General features: G+C 58.7%; 12 protein-coding genes. 11 read left to right on the top strand and 1 reads right to left on the bottom strand.

The annotated features are described in order from the left end of the window. The first annotated feature begins 99 nt into the window (after positions 1 to 99). From ACT9T4_RS16350 to ACT9T4_RS16340, 3 genes are read left to right on the top strand one after another with little or no spacing between them, the layout of a single operon-like run. Positions 100 to 342 (top strand): PP0621 family protein, encoded by a 243-nt coding sequence (locus tag ACT9T4_RS16350; RefSeq protein ID WP_042553342.1) that lies wholly within the window; start codon positions 100 to 102, stop codon positions 340 to 342. Then, entirely contained in the window at positions 332 to 1,924 is a 1,593-nt protein-coding gene (locus ACT9T4_RS16345; protein ID WP_042553341.1) for a sensor histidine kinase, read from the top strand. The genes ACT9T4_RS16350 and ACT9T4_RS16345 overlap by 11 nt, the downstream gene beginning before the upstream one ends. A 3-nt stretch (positions 1,925 to 1,927) precedes the next feature. Next, positions 1,928 to 3,265, top strand: a complete 1,338-nt coding sequence (locus ACT9T4_RS16340; RefSeq protein ID WP_042553340.1) for a sigma-54-dependent transcriptional regulator — start codon at positions 1,928 to 1,930, stop codon at positions 3,263 to 3,265. A gap of 36 nt (positions 3,266 to 3,301) precedes the next feature. Here the strand turns inward: ACT9T4_RS16340 and thiO are convergent, their stop codons facing one another. Then, complete coding sequence (gene thiO, locus ACT9T4_RS16335; RefSeq protein ID WP_499117961.1) at positions 3,302 to 4,399, bottom strand: glycine oxidase ThiO; 1,098 nt, start codon at positions 4,397 to 4,399, stop codon at positions 3,302 to 3,304. A 109-nt stretch (positions 4,400 to 4,508) separates the two neighbouring features. Between thiO and ACT9T4_RS16330 the strand changes: the two genes are divergently transcribed. From ACT9T4_RS16330 to ACT9T4_RS16295, 8 genes are all read left to right on the top strand, one after another. Next, on the top strand, positions 4,509 to 5,000 hold the full coding sequence (locus ACT9T4_RS16330; RefSeq protein ID WP_499117959.1) for a GspH/FimT family pseudopilin: 492 nt from the start codon (positions 4,509 to 4,511) through the stop codon (positions 4,998 to 5,000). A gap of 102 nt (positions 5,001 to 5,102) precedes the next feature. After that, on the top strand, positions 5,103 to 5,609 hold the full coding sequence (locus ACT9T4_RS16325; protein WP_499117958.1) for a GspH/FimT family pseudopilin: 507 nt from the start codon (positions 5,103 to 5,105) through the stop codon (positions 5,607 to 5,609). 14 nt (positions 5,610 to 5,623) lie between these two features. Continuing rightward, positions 5,624 to 6,190 carry a type IV pilus modification protein PilV gene (pilV, locus tag ACT9T4_RS16320; RefSeq protein ID WP_499118008.1) on the top strand — a complete coding sequence of 189 codons (567 nt, stop codon included), beginning with the start codon at positions 5,624 to 5,626 and terminating at the stop codon, positions 6,188 to 6,190. Continuing rightward, positions 6,187 to 7,035, top strand: coding sequence for a PilW family protein (locus ACT9T4_RS16315; protein ID WP_499117956.1), 849 nt, complete (start codon positions 6,187 to 6,189; stop codon positions 7,033 to 7,035). Before pilV ends, ACT9T4_RS16315 begins: the two co-directional genes overlap by 4 nt. Next, a complete protein-coding gene (locus ACT9T4_RS16310) occupies positions 7,032 to 7,676 on the top strand; it encodes a PilX N-terminal domain-containing pilus assembly protein (protein WP_499117955.1) in 645 nt (214 codons plus the stop codon). The genes ACT9T4_RS16315 and ACT9T4_RS16310 overlap by 4 nt, the downstream gene beginning before the upstream one ends. Positions 7,677 to 7,684: 8 nt before the next feature. Then, a complete protein-coding gene (locus ACT9T4_RS16305; protein ID WP_499117954.1) occupies positions 7,685 to 11,398 on the top strand; it encodes a pilus assembly protein in 3,714 nt (1,237 codons plus the stop codon). Then, complete coding sequence (locus tag ACT9T4_RS16300; RefSeq protein ID WP_042553333.1) at positions 11,395 to 11,850, top strand: type IV pilin protein; 456 nt, start codon at positions 11,395 to 11,397, stop codon at positions 11,848 to 11,850. Before ACT9T4_RS16305 ends, ACT9T4_RS16300 begins: the two co-directional genes overlap by 4 nt. Before the next feature lie 697 nt (positions 11,851 to 12,547). Beyond that, positions 12,548 to 16,327, top strand: a complete 3,780-nt coding sequence (locus tag ACT9T4_RS16295) for a pilus assembly protein (protein WP_499117952.1) — start codon at positions 12,548 to 12,550, stop codon at positions 16,325 to 16,327. Positions 16,328 to 16,504: the final 177 nt, after the last annotated feature.

Here is a 16,504-nt window from a genome sequence, read left to right as displayed (position 1 = left end):
CATTTTGCATTCCGGTCGAGCAAAAACGCTGACCAGGCAACTGTCCGCACACCCCTTCCTTGGCTAAACTGGCGCATTCCTCTATATGAAGAGAGCGTCATGGGCCTGTTCCGCCTGCTGTTCTGGATTGCCATCATCTTCGCCGTCATCTGGGTATGGCGCCGCTACGTCGGTGCGGCTCGCCGACGCCAGACGCCGCCACCGGCAGACACGCCGGCACCGATGGTGCGCTGCGCCCACTGCGGCGTGCACACGCCACAGCAGCATGCCGTACAGTTGGCAGAGCGCTGGTACTGCAGCCAGGCGCATCTCGAACAAGGCCGCAAGCCCGGTGCCCGATAAAGCCCTCGCACTGAGCGGCCTCCAGGGCCGGCGTATTTTCAGGCTGTACCACCTGTACCGCCTGCTCATCGGCGTCTTGCTGGTCCTGCTGGTCTCCGCCGACCTGGATGCAGAGCTGCTCCAACTGGCGCACGTGCCGATGTTCCGCGGCGCCAGCTGGCTGTACCTGATCCTCAATATCTTCGTCGCAGTGCTCATTCACAACCCGCGCAGCCTCATTCAAGTGTTCGGCGTGGCGCTGGTCGACGTCATTTTGCTGTCTGCACTGTTCTATGCCGGTGGTGGTACGCCCAGCGGTATCGGCAACCTGCTGATCGTTGCAGTGGCGATCGCCAATATCCTGCTGCGTGGCCGAGTGGGCGTATTGATCGCTGCGAGCGCGGCGATCGGCCTGATCTACCTGACGTTCTACCTCAGCCTCAACCATCCACAAGCCAGCAGTCAGTACGTGCAGGCCGCGGCCCTGGGCGCGTTGTGCTTCACCGCCGCCCTGTTCGTACAGGGTGTGACGCGGCGCCTGCAGGCCAGTGAAATCCTCGCCGAGCAGCGTGCCGCCGACGTGGCGGATCTGGAAGCCCTGAACAACCTGATCCTGCAGCGCATGCGTACCGGCATTCTGGTGGTCGACGAGCAGCATCGCGTGCTGCTGGCCAACCAGGGGGCCTTGAGCCTGCTGGGGCAAGAGCATCTGGCCGGCAAGATTCTCGATCCACACTGCACAGAGCTGGTCAAGCGCCTGCAGTACTGGCAGGAAAATACCAGCCTGCGCCCAACCAGCTTGCAGGCACGTGTCGATGGCCCGACCCTGCAACCCAGCTTCATCGCCCTGCAACGCGGCGGCCAGCGCCACACGCTGATCCTGCTCGACGATATCTCGCAGATTGCCCAACAGGCCCAGCAACTCAAGCTGGTCGCCCTCGGCCGACTGACCGCAGGCATCGCCCACGAGATTCGCAATCCGCTGGGCGCCATCAGCCACGCGGCGCAACTGCTTCAGGAGTCCGAGGACCTGCATGGGCCGGACAAGCGTCTGGCGCAGATCATTCAGGATCACTCGCGCCGCATGAACCTGATAATCGAAAACGTGCTGCAGCTGTCTCGACGCCGTCAGGCGGAGCCGCAGCTGCTCGACCTCAAGTACTGGCTGCACCGTTTCGCCGCAGAATTTCGCAGCACCGCCCCGACCACGAAAATCCTGCACCTGGCCATCGAAGGCAGCAGCATTCAGACGCGCATGGACCCCAACCAGCTGACCCAGGTGATCACCAACCTCGTGCAGAACGGCCTGCGCTACAGCGCTCAGCTCAATCCGCAGGGCCAGGTGTGGCTGAAACTGTTCCGCGACCCGCGCAGCGATCTGCCGGTACTCGAGGTGCTCGATGACGGCCCCGGCGTTCCTGCGGACCAACTGCATCACATCTTCGAGCCTTTCTACACCACGGAAAACAAAGGCACCGGCCTGGGCCTGTATATTTCCCGCGAGCTTTGCGAAAGCAACCAGGCTCATCTTCACTACAAACCACGCGAAGGCGGCGGCGCATGCTTCCGTATCACCTTCGCTCATCCGCGCAAAATGAGCTGAACGATGAATCGCCAGAGAGCCCTGATCGTCGACGACGAACCCGATATCCGCGAGCTGCTGGAGATCACCCTCGGACGCATGAAGCTCGACACGCGCAGCGCGCGCAACGTCAAGGAAGCGCGTGACTGGCTGGCCAAGGAGCCATTCGATCTGTGCCTCACCGACATGCGCCTGCCCGACGGCACCGGCCTGGATATCGTGCAGCACATCCAGCAGCGCTATCCGCAGACCCCGGTGGCCATGATCACTGCGTTCGGCAGCGTGGATACCGCGATCAACGCGCTCAAGGCAGGTGCCTTCGACTTCCTCACCAAGCCGGTCGACCTCGGCCGCCTGCGTGAACTGGTCGCCACCGCTCTGCGCCTGGGGGGCACGGACGATGAAGGGGCACCAGGCGCCAGCCGTCTGCTCGGTGAGTCGCCACCGATGCGCGCGCTGCGTGCACAGATCCAGAAACTGGCGCGCAGCCAGGCGCCGGTCTACATCAGCGGCGAGTCTGGCAGTGGCAAGGAGCTGGTAGCGCGCCTGATCCACGAACAGGGGCCGCGCCGGGAGCGCGCCTTCGTGCCGGTCAACTGTGGCGCCATTCCATCGGAGCTGATGGAAAGCGAGTTCTTCGGCCACAAGAAAGGCAGCTTCACCGGCGCCATCGAAGACAAGCAGGGCCTGTTTCAGGCGGCCAACGGCGGCAGCCTGTTCCTCGACGAAGTGGCCGATCTGCCGCTCGCCATGCAGGTCAAGCTGCTGCGGGCGATCCAGGAGAAGGCCGTGCGCAGTGTCGGCGGCCAGCAGGAGGTGGTGGTGGATACCCGCATCCTCTGCGCCACCCACAAGGATCTCGCCGCCGAAGTGGCTGCCGGACGCTTTCGCCAAGACCTGTACTACCGCCTCAACGTCATCGAACTGCGCGTACCGCCACTGCGTGAACGCCGCGAAGACATCCCACTGCTCGCCGACGTCATGCTCAAGCGCCTCAACGAGGGCATCGGCCTGCCACCCGTGAAGCTTGATGGCCCGGCCCTGGACAAGCTGAAGAGCTACCGCTTCCCGGGTAACGTGCGCGAACTGGAAAACATGCTGGAGCGCGCCTACACGCTGTGTGAAGGCGATGTGATCTGTGCCAACGACCTGCGCCTGGCCGACGCCTCATCTGCCGGCGAGAACGGCGATGCCAGCCTGGCACAGATCGACAACATCGAGGACTACCTGGAAGACGTCGAGCGCAAACTGATCATGCAGGCCCTCGAAGAAACCCGCTGGAACCGCACCGCCGCAGCCCAGCGCCTGGGCCTGAGTTTCCGCTCGATGCGCTATCGACTGAAGAAGCTCGGGATCGACTGACCGCAGCGCTACTCAGGACGATCGTGCCTGACGGCGCTACGCCAACCGCCCCGATGGTGCATAAGGAGCAGGATCGATGATCGGCTCCCGCCCCAGCATCAGGTCCACCAGCAACTGGCAGGACGCTGGTGCCAGCACCAGGCCATTGCGGTAATGCCCGCAGTTCAACCACAGGCCCTCGTGGCCGGGCACCTCGCCAATGAACGGAATGCCCTCGGGCGAACCGGGCCGCAACCCAGCCCAGTGCCCAACCACTTGGGCATCCTTCAGCGCCGGCAGCAAGGCTTCGGCCGACGCGCGCAAGCTGCTCAGGGCATCGACGGTGGGGGTCTTGTCGAAGCCGGCGTGCTCAAGCGTACTGCCCACCAGGATATGACCGTCACGGCGAGGAATCGCGTAGCGCCCACGGGCCAGCACCATGCTCGGCAGAAAATCTTCGGCGCATTTGAACAGGATCATCTGCCCCTTCACCGGCTCTACCGGTAATGCCAGCCCGAGACTACGCAGCACTTCGCCGCTCCAGGCCCCCGCCGCCACTACCACCTGCTCGCCCAACGACTCTCCGTCGGCGGTACGCACGCCGACAACCCGATCGACATCGCGCACGAAACCTTCAACCGGACTGTTTTCGATCAGCGTGACGGCAGGCATTGCCTGCAGTGCCATACGCAGCGCTTTCACCAGGCGCGGATTGCGGACATTGGCCACGCCCGACATGTAAATGGCGCGTTGAAACCCCTCGCCCAATGGCGCAACGGCGGCGTAAGCGGAGTCGACGGAAACTTCATGCAAGGGTCGCCCTTCACGCTGCGCCCAGGCCAGCGCCTCGGCCTGATCTTCCAGATCCAGCCAGTACAGCCCGGTGACATGCACCTCGGGATCCAGACCCGTCTGGGCCAGCAACCGCTGACCAAGCCCGGGGTAGAAATCCTGAGACCAGTGGGCCAGCGCCGTCACCGCCTGGCTGTAACGCCAGGGATACAGCGGCGAAACGATTCCGCCACCCGCCCAGGATGCCTCGCCACCCAAGGGCCCTCGGTCGAGCAGCGTCACCCGCTTGCCTGCCGCAGCCAGCTGATAGGCCGACAACAACCCGATGACCCCGCCGCCAACAACGATCACATCCGCACGCACAACTCACCCCATCGCATGAACGGCAAACCTTGACAGCGACACCTCAGGGTCTAAACAGAAAAGGCAGGCCAGGAAGGCCGCCAATGATACGCGCAAAGGGATTTGCATCATGAACGGAGATCAACAGAAGGCGTTCAGCCTTGTGGAATGGCTGGCTACGCTTGCCCTTGTTCTGACCCTGGTTAACCTCGCCATGCCATCGTTCGCGAGCTGGATGGAAAGCAGGCGCCAGGCAATCGCCCTCGACCTGCTCACCCAGTACATCCAGAAAACCCGCGCCAAGGCCGTTCTCTTCGGACGCCCCCATCGGCTGTGCGGCTCCAGCGACGGAGAGGCCTGCGACGGTGATTGGGCCGGCTACTGGCTGATTACCACGACAGGTAGCGACGCCACCCTGCTGCGCCAGCAACAGGCACCCACGAAGAACCTCTGCTGGTCCGGTTTCAGCAGTGACAGCATTCACTTCCACCCCAACGGCACCAGCTGGAAAAGCAACGGCACCTTCTCCTTCTGCAATGCGAACGGCCCCCATCGGCAGCTGATCCTCAACCGCCAGGGTCGCCTGAAACATGACAGCGGCCACAAATCGAAATGTTGCTAGACCGGCCATCCGCGCCGCGGAACCGATCATCTCCAGCCGCAAGACAGGCAACAACGGAGCCGTCAGGATTCGCTTGCCCTCCTGTATTCAGACTGGACAACCATGCCAAGACTCTCGGATAGCCAGCCATCGGCGTACTCGCATACGCAACGTGGCTTCACCCTGATTGAGCTAATGATCATCATCGCTCTGGTCGGCATTTTTGCAGCCATCGCAGTGCCAAATTTCACTCAGTTCATCAACAAGAGTCGTACTCAGTCGTTCAACAACGAGCTGCTGGAGTTGCTGCAATTCGCCCGCGCCAGCGCAGTCGAGCGGCGCACCTTCGTCAGAGCCTGCAAGGAAGACACTGCCTGGACAGTGAAGAAGGCCTGTACCGATACCAATGTCATCCGCCGGCTGGACATTCCGTCCACCATCACGGCAACCACGACAACCACCCCGATCAGCTTTCGCTACAACGGGAGCGGCACAGAGGCAACGCTCGTGACTTGTCAGGGAACAGATTCAGCGAATGGCTTCACCATCAACGTCAAGCCTAGCGGCAGCATCCAGGCTTGGCCACGGGGCAAGAATGGGACCAGCAGCGATATGAGCAAGTGCCAGTGAAGGGGCGAATGGCGATGAGCAAACACAATCGGGGATTCAGCCTGATCGAGGTACTGGTGGCGCTGGTGCTGACCACGGTCGGCGTGCTGGGCATGGTCGCTCTGCAAGGACGTAGCGTGCAGTACTCGCAAGACTCCGTGCAGCGTAACGTGGCCGTGGATCTGGCCAGCGAACTGATCGAGATCGTCCGCACCAATCCAGGGGAAATGTTCAGCAATACCGCACCGAAGTCCCCAATGAATACAGGATTTAAATCGAGTTCGATTTTCTACAAAGCCAAAGCTGCCGATTTTTCCGATACCGCCGCATGCGTGTCCAGCGCCACCGTCATCGCCAAGACCGCAAAAGAGCAGCGCGACTGCTGGGCCAGCAAAGCCAAGGCTTTACTGCCGGGTGGCTCGACGGTATTCGTCAGCGATTCGTATATCTGTCGTAGTAGTAGCGCAGGCAATTGCAACGGTCAGGGCTCGATGATCGAAATTCGCCTCGCCTGGCAGGTTCGTGAAGGCACCTGCCTGGACGCGGCAGATACCAACAACTCTTCCACCATCTGTACCTACACCGTGCGAGTGCAGCCATGAGCGATATCAAGCGCCAGTATGGCCTATCGATGATCGAACTGCTGATTGCACTGGCGATCAGCAGTTTCCTGATCCTCGGCATTACTCAGGTCTATATCGATAACCAGCGTAATTACCTGTTCCAGCAGAGCCAAAGCGGCAATCTGGATGGTGGCCGCTTCGCGTCACTGCTAATAGATCAGTATCTGGGCAAGGCCGGCTATCGCCGTACACCGTCGAGTTTGCAGGAGCTGGCCTTTCCTCAGCGTGAAGCATCGGGGGGCTGCATGAGCTTCGCTGCGGGGGCCTCGGTTACCGGCCTGGACGCTTCGGAAGGAACAGGGTTCTGCCTGCGCTATCAACCTCAGGTAAGTGGCGATCTCGATTGCCAGGGCGTGGCCAGCAGCACCACTTTCACACAGGCCTTCCCGTCCAATCTGGCGGCGACTGACCTTATCGTGCTGGCGTTCAAGTATGAACCGGGCGCAACCACTGAACTGCAGAATGGCAGGCTGCTGTGCAAAAGCCTGAATGTCACCTCCCCACAATTCACCGAGCAGCTCACCGGCATCGCAGATATGCGTGTGGACTTCGGTATCGGCAGTACCGATGCCATGGATAAGGAAGTTACCTCTTTCGTTCAACAAAGTGCCTGGACAACGAGCTCTGGCGCCATCCGCAGCGTGCGCTATTCCCTGCTGATGACCAGCCGGACAGGCCAGCGTGATAGCGACGACTCAAAAATACTCACCGACTGGCTGGTCTCTGCCCCAACAGCCACCAAAACACGCCTGCAGAACGGTGACAGCAAACGTATCTACCAAGTTGTGGGAAGCACCCAGACCGTCAGGAATCTAATGCCATGACCAAATTTTCTGATCGCCATTCGCAAAGCGGGGCCGTTCTGGTCGTCGCACTTGTGATGTTGCTCGTGCTGACGCTGATGGCTGTGGGCAGCATGCGTGGCACCACGCTGGAGAGTCGCATCACAGCCAATCGTGCCCATGACACGCAACAACAGAATGCTGCGGATGCAGCGCTGCGTGAGGCCGAGTTTCGTTATTACGGCCCTGCCAATCTGGCGGACAAGCTCGAAGGGAAGACGGCCAACTGTAAAATAACAAATACGCTAAATGCCAATGGCCTCAACAAACCTTGTCTCCTAGCAATCAATGATGCTGACCTACTCAACTTCGTGGATAAGCCCTGGCTGACCGAAGAAAGCTTCCTCAAGAGCGAGTCTGCTGAAAGCCTGCTATGGATGCCTTATCGCGGCACGGATGCAGCCAATCAGACGGTAGCCGGTAACCGCGAAGCAAGCTCCAGTCTAACGACACGCTGGAACAGCACACGAGCGACAACCGTCGGTAACAACGCAGTCAATGCAGAGTACGGCATGGTGGCCGAAGGGCAAGGCACCTACTACTACCTCAACAATGCCAAGGCGGACGATCAGGTTTACCTGCAATCGACTCACGCCAATATCTATCTGGGGCTGAACAATTGAGAGCCGGCATGATGAAATATTCAAAACACGCCTTTTATGTCAAGTCGCTTTCCTGCGCCCTATTCGGCATCACGTTGCTACATGGTGCGACCAGTTATGCGGCAGTATCGCAAACCCCGCTTAGCCTGACCATTGGAGTTCCTCCAAACCTCCTTTTCACCTTGGATGAATCAGGCAGCATGTCTTGGGGGTACGTTCCAGACGCAGTGGAAGACGATGTAATCAGCGGCTCAAACATCACACGCCTCTATGCCGCGAATACATTCAACGCGATGTACTACAACCCCAAAACCAAGTATGTAATCCCGCCATTTTTTAATGAAAATGGCACTGAAGTTCAGCTCTCGACCCAATTCACTAACGCGCCCATCAATGGTTTCAGACCAGGAGATGGGCGTCTCGACCTGTCCGATTATTATCGACCTACGGGTAAAGAATATCGCATGCCTACTGGCGCGCACAATCGGCTCAACGGCCCGGCAAATGACTTCCGAGTCACTGTAGCCTTCTCATCAAATGAGACAAAAAGACAAACCAGCGCGGCCGGAATCCAATTTGAAGTAACTCGTTCAGGATCCAATTCGAATCGCAACTACACGTGTAAAATAATACAATCTGGCCCGGTACTAGACGCCAGCAACTTCTCCTGCACAAGAAGTAACGACGAATACACAGCCAGAACGCCGGCATACTACTACACGTTTGACAACACCCTCAACTCTTGCAACGACTCAAAATCAAACACAAGTTGCTACAAGCTCGTTTTTGTGGGAAATGACGAGAAAGAGAATTTTGCAACCTGGTATTCCTTCTACAGGACTCGGGCCTTGGCGACATTGTCAGCCACCAGTATGGCTTTCGCACAACTATCACCTGCGGTTCGCCTGGGCTGGCAAAATCTCTCGCTATGCGCCGAACTCAATGGTGGCAATGCAGATAGTTGTAAAGATAATAAGTTTCGGCAGTATGATTCACTGCATAAGGGCCAATTCTACAGCTGGCTCAAGGACATATACTTCAATAGTGGGACCCCACTTCCAGCGGCAATGAAACGGGCCGGAGAGTTTCTCAAGGGGGATGTTGCCTGGCAACAGTACCCAAATAGCAGAGACACCTCAAAAAAGAACACGACTAACAACACCTATTCCTGCCGAGCGAGCTATCACATCCTCATGACTGATGGCATGTGGAATGCCACAGCCCCTGACCCCAACCCATTTAACCATGACAACACCACCATTGATCTACCTGACGGCAAAAGGTATACAGGTCAGACCCCCTACAAAGATAGCCAATCCAGCACACTTGCCGATTTGGCTATGCACTACTGGGCGACAGACCTGAACTCTAAACTAACGAATAAACTTCCAACCTACATTCCGTTCAAGAGTGGTAACAGCACCACCGATTACTGGGACCCCCGGAACGACCCAGCTACGTGGCAACACATGACCAACTTCATCATGGGTCTTGGCCTAACCAACTCTCTGAATAGTTCCGGTATTCCTTGGGCAGGCAGCACCCACGTGGGCACAGGCTATGGCGCGCTTGTGGCTGGGACAAAAAATTGGCCTGCTGCTGCCAGCAATAGTGCCAACAACGTCTATGATCTTTGGCACGCCGCGATTAACTCACGCGGAGAATTCTTCAGTGTCGACAGCCCGGAAGCGATGGTTCAAGCGTTTGACGACATCCTTTCACGTATCGCGGACCGTAAATCGACCGCAGCCCGGCCAGCAATCAACTCTGGCCAGGTCAGTGTCGACGAAAACAATAACGGTACGGTCAAGACGGTTTCTTACCAAACCTCTTACGCCAGTGATGACAACTGGTCAGGCGACGTCAAACGCTTTGAAAAAAGCTGGAATGCCCAGACTAAAGCAATGGAAACCAACGAGGTCTGGAGTGCCAAAGCCATGGTTCCGGGCACCCGTACCATCAAAATAGCAAGCACAGATAACACGGGATTGGCAGAGTTCAATTCTGAAAATGCTGCGCTCACCAGCTATTCGGGCACCACACTGCTTTCCTACCTGAATCGTGACCCAGAAAATGCCAACACGGCAGACACGAAGGGCGCGGACCGGATCAGCTATCTGCGTGGTAACCGCGCAGGCGAAGGTACTACCTTCCGGCAACGTAGTGGCGTGCTGGGCGACTTTTACTCCTCAACACCAGCCGTAGTCCTCAACACCCCTCGCTACCTGGAGCAGTTCACTAACCGCTTGGAAGGCAATAACGCCTACACCAAATTTAAAACCGATATCGCGAACCGCACCCCGCGCCTCTACGTTGGCGGCAATGACGGCATGCTGCATGGCTTCAACGCCAAGACGGGGGCCGAAGAGTTCGCCTTCATCCCCTCTGCAGTCTTCCCCAAGCTGAATAAGCTGACAGGTGCCAACTACAGCCATGAGTTCTATGTAGATGGTTCGCCTGTAGTAGCCGATGTTTATACAGGCAGCGAATGGAAAACCATATTGGTGGGCACGTTGAAAGCCGGCGGCAAGTCCATTTTTGCCTTGGACATCACCACTCCCGGTCAAGAAAAACTGCTCTGGCAATTCGACGAAAACAGCATTGCCGATACGAATGCAGTAAAGATGGGTTATAGCTTTTCCCAGCCGACGATCGCTCGCCTGCATACCGGAAAATGGGCCGTGGTATTTGGCAATGGTTACGAAAGTGCCAACAATAATGGCAAAGCCGCGTTGTTCATCCTGGATGCTATGAACGGCACACTGTTGAGGAGCCTGGAAGTTCAGGGCACTACAGGTGTCGCTAACGGCCTCTCGACGCCAAAGCTGGGAGACTTCAACGCTGACGGCACCGCAGATTACGCCTATGCCGGCGACCTACAGGGCAACATGTGGCGTTTTGATCTGATGCGAGCGAATCAAGATGCAAGCAATCCGTTCAAAGTCACGAACAATGTTCCCGTTAGCGATTTCAAGGTCGGTTTTGATGGTAATCCGCTGTTCAAAGCCGCTGCGGATAATGGAGGCACACAGCGACAAGCCATTACCTCCGCCCCTAGCCTGGTGACCCACCCGACCGGCACCGGTTATCTGGTTGTCTTCGGCACCGGTCGTTTCTACGACACAGGTGACAAGGCTGGCGACAAGAGCATGCCTCAAAGCGTTTATGGCATCTGGGACAAACAGACGCTGGGGGAAACGGCAAGCAACCCCAATATCTCGCGTTCGAGTTTGCAGGAGCAAACCATCGTCACAACGACCAACGTAGCGGCCGACGGCAGCACGGCCCGAGGGAGGGTGATAAGCAACAATACCGTACGCTGGCAACAGACCTCTCAAGGAGGCAATACGCTGTCAGCCCAAAATGGCTGGTACCTGAACCTTGTACAGAGCGACGGTGAGATGGTGGTAGAAAACATGTCGCAGTTGGGCCGCACCATCTTCCTCCAGTCGCTGGTTCCCAATGACGATCCATGTGGCGACGGTGCAGCCAACTGGACCTATGCCATCAACCCCTACACTGGCGGAAGAACTACCCAAAAAGCATTTGACTACACCCCGACCACGGATGTCGGCACAACGGTCGTTTCGGCCATTCGTCAGGACGGTGAAGGCGGTGGCACACTGTCGCAAAACTCTGACAGCAGCTACCAGTACTGCACAGGCCAGTCGTGCATCAACATCTACCCGGACCCAACCAGCATCGGCCGTCAAGCCTGGCGCCGTACGGAGGACAAGGAATGAATCGCCTCAGAAGTAGCGCAGGGTTGTCAGGTCGCCGTAACGGCCAAGCCGGCTTCACCCTGATCGAAATGATGGTCGTGGTTGTCATTGTCGGCATCCTGGCGGCCATCGCCTACCCGAGCTACACCCAGTACGTGCAGCGCGGCCACCGTACCGAAGGCCAGGCGCTGTTGAATGATGCGGCGGCCAGGCAGGAGCGCTACTTCAATCAGAATAACGCGTACGTCACCGCTGCCGCCGATATCGGCAAGCTTGGGATGAACCTCTCGAGCAACAGGTCGGCTACTGGGAAATACGTCTTCTCGGTGAGCAAGGCTGATGGTGATGGCGGTTATACCCTTACGGCCACCCAGCAGTTCAACGACACCAAGTGCGGCAACCTGACGTTGACGGCTAGCGGTACGCGCGGCGTAAGCGCCTCAGGAGCCAGCGTGAGCGACTGCTGGCGTTGAGGCCACGGCTGTATCGCTCGATGAAAACCGCGCCTGGCGCGGTTTTTTTTGGTCCGGATTTCGCTACACCACGATCAACCAGCAGCCTCCCGCTGGAATATCCAGAAGCACACTGCACCGCCCCCGAGCCGAGCGCATCAGAGATCCCTGTCTATAGTTAAGGAAATAGGCCGATCACGGCGCCACGAGCTCTCGCCATGAAGCACACCCACAGCGTTGACAGTGCCCCCATCCAGGCTTTCGCCTGGAACAGGGGCCGGCCATGTCGGCAATCGATGTTCGAGCGGCACCGGCACCTTCCGCGCCTCGCCAGCGTTGAGCGCAGACCGGCCCGGATATTCTTGCCTGCCCCCTGTGAATGCAGTCATGACCGTCTATAAAGCGCCGAAGGCCGCCATGAGTTGCCCTCCACCCCCAAGCATCCTCAGGGGGCGCGTCTGTGATAGACCCTCCCCCGTCCCGTGGCAGCACACCAGCAGCGATAGCCGCGTCATCGATTCACCCTCCTCACGGCCGGATAACGATCCGAGCTTCTACTTGCCGCGCCATCACGTGCCGGCGAAGCCTCACGCCATTCGTCATCGACACGCCAGCAGTGACGCTGGCGAGCGACGAGAGGTACCTGATTCAGGAAGAACTATCTGCAGTTGGCGCAAGCCTATACCTGAAGACGTTCGAGCGATGGAGAGCCGGCAGGATGAAATCTCTTACAGCCATCTTGGGCGTTAAGACGCTTTTCCACACCGTTGCCGGTATTGCCTTGCTGAGTGCTGCGAACAGTTACGCAGCCGTCTCGCAGAGCCCGCTGAGCCTAACCACGGGCGTTCCGCCCAACATGCTGCTGACGCTCGATGACTCGGGAAGCATGCGCTGGGGATTCGCGCCAGACGGGCTGAGTACCGAATCAGCTACTCGCCGCGCCAAGTCGAGCGCCTACAACCCGATCTACTACAACCCTTCTGCGACTTACGATGCACCGGTGGTCTTCGATGCAGCCGGCAACGAACAGCAATTGGCGACCTCGTTCACCCAGGCCTGGCATAACGGTTTCAGAACGACAGTGGGTTCGACCAATCTGAGTGGTGCGGGCTATCGAGTCGCCTGGGACGTACCCATTACCACGGTCCCTGGGAGTACCAGCTACAACTATGGCGACGTCAGCAACTACGCTCAACCGACAGGCACCGTCTCCAGGCTGGCCGATAACCCGAGCGCCGACTTCTCCGCCACGGTCGGCCTTGGCACGCTGTTCGCCACCCAGGTGACATCGCCCGGAGGCATCCAATTCACCATTACGCCGATCCTGATCGGCGTACTCGGCTGTACGGCAGTGGCCAGCTATCCCGGTGTTTTTTCCGGGCTCACGGCCGATTGCAGCAGAACGGCCACCGGTTACACAGCAACGCTGGTCAGGCGAGCGGTTCCCGCCTACTACTACATCTACGATTCGAGCAGAGCCAGCAATTGCAACGCCGGCAACGACAGTTGTTATGCCTTGCGATTCGTCGGTAGCGGTGAGCAGGCGAACTTCGCGAACTGGTACTCCTTCTATCGCAATCGTGCACTTTCGACCATCTCAGCAGCAGCTCTGGCGTTCTACAATCTCTCGCCATCCGTGCGACTGAGCTGGCAGGGTCTGGGCCGCTGCACCACGTTCGACGGCAGCGATACCACCTACTGCAGAAACAACGCCTTCAAGGCATATACACCCGCCCACAAGGGTCAGCTATACGCCTGGCTGCAAAACATCGCCTTCGATCAAAGCACCTACCTTCCGGCGGCGATGAAACGGGCTGGAGAGTTCTACAGAACGACCACTCCCTGGCAGGCATTTCCCAATGCCGCCGGCACCAACACCACCCAGAACACTTACGCCTGTCGCGCCAGCTATCACATCATGATGACCGATGGGCAATGGAACGAAGCGGCCAGTGCGCCCAGTAACTTCCGCCATGATGCGGCGACCTTCACGCTCCCCGATGGCAGGGCATTCACTCAGCGTGCGCCCTACTACGACAGTACCGCCAACACGCTGGCCGACCTGGCGATGCATTATTGGGCAAGCGACCTGAACCCCAATCTGAGCAACGACATCACGGCCTACATCCCCTACAAGACGGGTGATACCACCACCGACTACTGGGACCCGCGTAACGATCCGGCGACCTGGCAACATATGACCAACTTCACCATGGGCCTGGGGCTGACCCAATCACTGACGCAGAGCAACATCCCCTGGGGGGGCAGTACATTTGCCGGCAGCGGATATGCCGCGTTGGCAGCGGGTACGGCCTGGCCAGCTGCAGCGGCCAACGCCACGGACGCCAACGTCTACGATCTGTGGCATGCCGCGATCAATTCACGGGGCGAATTCTTCAGCGTGGACAGCCCCGATGCCATGGTTCAGGCCTTCGCGGACATTCTTTCGCGCATTGCCGACCGTAAATCCAGTGCAGCCCGTCCCGCCATCAATTCGGGACAGGTCAGCTCGGATGAAAGCAGCACACAAACCGTGTCCTATCAAACCTCCTACGCCAGCGATGACAACTGGTCAGGCGATGTGAAACGCTTCGAGAAACGCTGGAATTCGGTGACCAATACCATCGACACCGTCGAAGTCTGGAGCGCGAAAACCAAGGTACCGGCATGGTCCCAACGCAGGATAAAAATCGCCAGCCCAGCGTCGATCAACACGAGCGGTCTGCAGGATTTCAATGCCACCAATGCGGCACTCAGCCTGTATTCAGGCAGCACCCTGCTCGCCTATCTGACAAGAAACCCGGAAAACGGCCTAACGGATACCCTGGCTGCCTCGCGGGTCGACTACCTGCGTGGCAACCGAACGGGAGAAGGCACCACGTTCCGCCGCCGTAGCGGACTGCTGGGCGACTTCTACTCCTCCAGCCCAGCCGTGGTCTCGGGCGCTCGTTATCTGGAGCAATTCTCCAATCGCCTGGAGGGCAATACGGCCTACACCACCTTCAAGGCCAGCATCGCCAATCGCACACCTCGCATCTACGTAGGCGGCAACGCAGGAATGTTGCACGGCTTCAATGCCCTGACGGGTGTCGAGGAGTTCGCCTTCATCCCGTCCTCGGTGTTCCCGAAACTGAACAAGTTGACCGGTTCCAATTACTCCCACGAATTCTACGTAGACGGCTCGCCAGTGGTCGCTGACGTATACGACGGCACCACCAGGCAATGGCGGACCATTCTGGTCGGTACATTGAAGGGCGGAGGGAAATCCATCTTCGCACTGGACGTCACCACGCCAGGCAGTGAAAAACTGCTCTGGCAATTCGACGAGAACAGCATCACAGCCGCCAACGCCGTGAAAATGGGCTACAGCTTTTCCCAGCCGACCATTGCCCGCCTGCACAACGGCAAATGGGCGGTGGTGTTCGGCAACGGCTACGAAAGCGCGGGCAACACCAACGGCAAGGCAGCGCTGTTCGTTCTCGACGCCATGCAGGGTACGGTGCTCAGGAGCCTGGAGGTACAGGGCACCAGTGGCATAGCCAATGGCCTCTCGACGCCCAAGCTGGCTGACTACAACGCGGATGGGGTAGCCGACTACGCCTATGCTGGCGACCTGCAGGGCAACATGTGGCGCTTCGATCTGCTGCGCAGCAATCGCAACAACACAAGCCCCTTCACAACCGCTGATGACGCAGCTGCAGCAGCCAGCGAATTCAAGGTTGGCTTCGGCGGCAACCCATTGTTCAAGGCGAGTGCGGACAATGCCGGCACGCAACGCCAGCCGATCACCTCGGCGCCAAGCCTGGTCGCTCACCCAACCGGTACCGGCTATATGGTGGTGTTCGGCACCGGCCGCTTCTTCGACAGTGACGACAAGGACGGAGACAAGAGCATGCCGCAGAGCGTCTACGGAATCTGGGACAAGCAGACCCTCGGAGAAGTGGCGAACAACCCGTCCATCAACCGCAACAACCTGCAGCAACAGAGCATTACCAACACGGTTACGGCAACGACCACCGACGGCGCAAACCGTCAGGCCCGGGTGATCAGTAACAACAGCGTCCGCTGGCAGGCCAGCACCTCTGGCGGCTCGACACTGCCGGCACAAAACGGCTGGTACCTGAATCTGGTGCAGAGCGATGGCGAGATGGTGGTGGAGAACATGTCGCAGCTCGGTCGCACCCTGTTCTTCCAGTCACTGACGCCGAACAGCGACCCTTGCGGTGACGGCGCCAGCAGTTGGACCTACGCCATTAACCCGTTCACCGGGGGCAGAACCTCCCAACGCGCATTCAACTACACCCCGTCGAGCCTCAACAGCGGCACCGGCACCTCCATCGTTTCGGCGGTTCGTCAGGATGGCGAAGGGGGTGGCACCCTTGCGCAGAATCCTGACAACAGTTACCAGTACTGCACTGGGCAGGAGTGCATCACGGTCTACCCGGATCCCTCGAGCATTGGCCGGCAGAGCTGGCGCCGTGTCGAGGAAAGGGAATGAAGTACGTCGGTAAATTGCCAGGCATGCGTATCGGGTGAGTCACGCAATCTGCCCGTACGGATCAGGGTGACGACTAACAGTCCATGCAGTGATCAGCCGCCTGCAAATGACGTGGCCGTTGTGTGCGCAACTGAGGCACCTTGCGGGCTGCCTTCACAACACGATCGTCCATCGTCA

The sequence above is a fragment of the Pseudomonas sp. SZ40 genome, from assembly GCF_052958135.1.
Note: the sequence above shows the minus strand (reverse complement) of the source record. Positions and strands in the feature narration are given on the sequence as shown.

Excerpts from the sequence above, each read along its gene's own strand:
- ACT9T4_RS16350 (WP_042553342.1), top strand. The coding sequence starts at position 100 with ATGGGCCTGTTCCGCCTGCTGTTCTGGATTGCCATCATCTTCGCCGTC.
- ACT9T4_RS16340 (WP_042553340.1), top strand. The coding sequence starts at position 1,928 with ATGAATCGCCAGAGAGCCCTGATCGTCGACGACGAACCCGATATCCGC.
- ACT9T4_RS16330 (WP_499117959.1), top strand. The coding sequence starts at position 4,509 with ATGAACGGAGATCAACAGAAGGCGTTCAGCCTTGTGGAATGGCTGGCT.
- ACT9T4_RS16325 (WP_499117958.1), top strand. The coding sequence starts at position 5,103 with ATGCCAAGACTCTCGGATAGCCAGCCATCGGCGTACTCGCATACGCAA.
- pilV (WP_499118008.1), top strand. The coding sequence starts at position 5,624 with ATGAGCAAACACAATCGGGGATTCAGCCTGATCGAGGTACTGGTGGCG.
- ACT9T4_RS16315 (WP_499117956.1), top strand. The coding sequence starts at position 6,187 with ATGAGCGATATCAAGCGCCAGTATGGCCTATCGATGATCGAACTGCTG.
- ACT9T4_RS16310 (WP_499117955.1), top strand. The coding sequence starts at position 7,032 with ATGACCAAATTTTCTGATCGCCATTCGCAAAGCGGGGCCGTTCTGGTC.
- ACT9T4_RS16305 (WP_499117954.1), top strand. The coding sequence starts at position 7,685 with ATGATGAAATATTCAAAACACGCCTTTTATGTCAAGTCGCTTTCCTGC.
- ACT9T4_RS16300 (WP_042553333.1), top strand. The coding sequence starts at position 11,395 with ATGAATCGCCTCAGAAGTAGCGCAGGGTTGTCAGGTCGCCGTAACGGC.
- ACT9T4_RS16295 (WP_499117952.1), top strand. The coding sequence starts at position 12,548 with ATGAAATCTCTTACAGCCATCTTGGGCGTTAAGACGCTTTTCCACACC.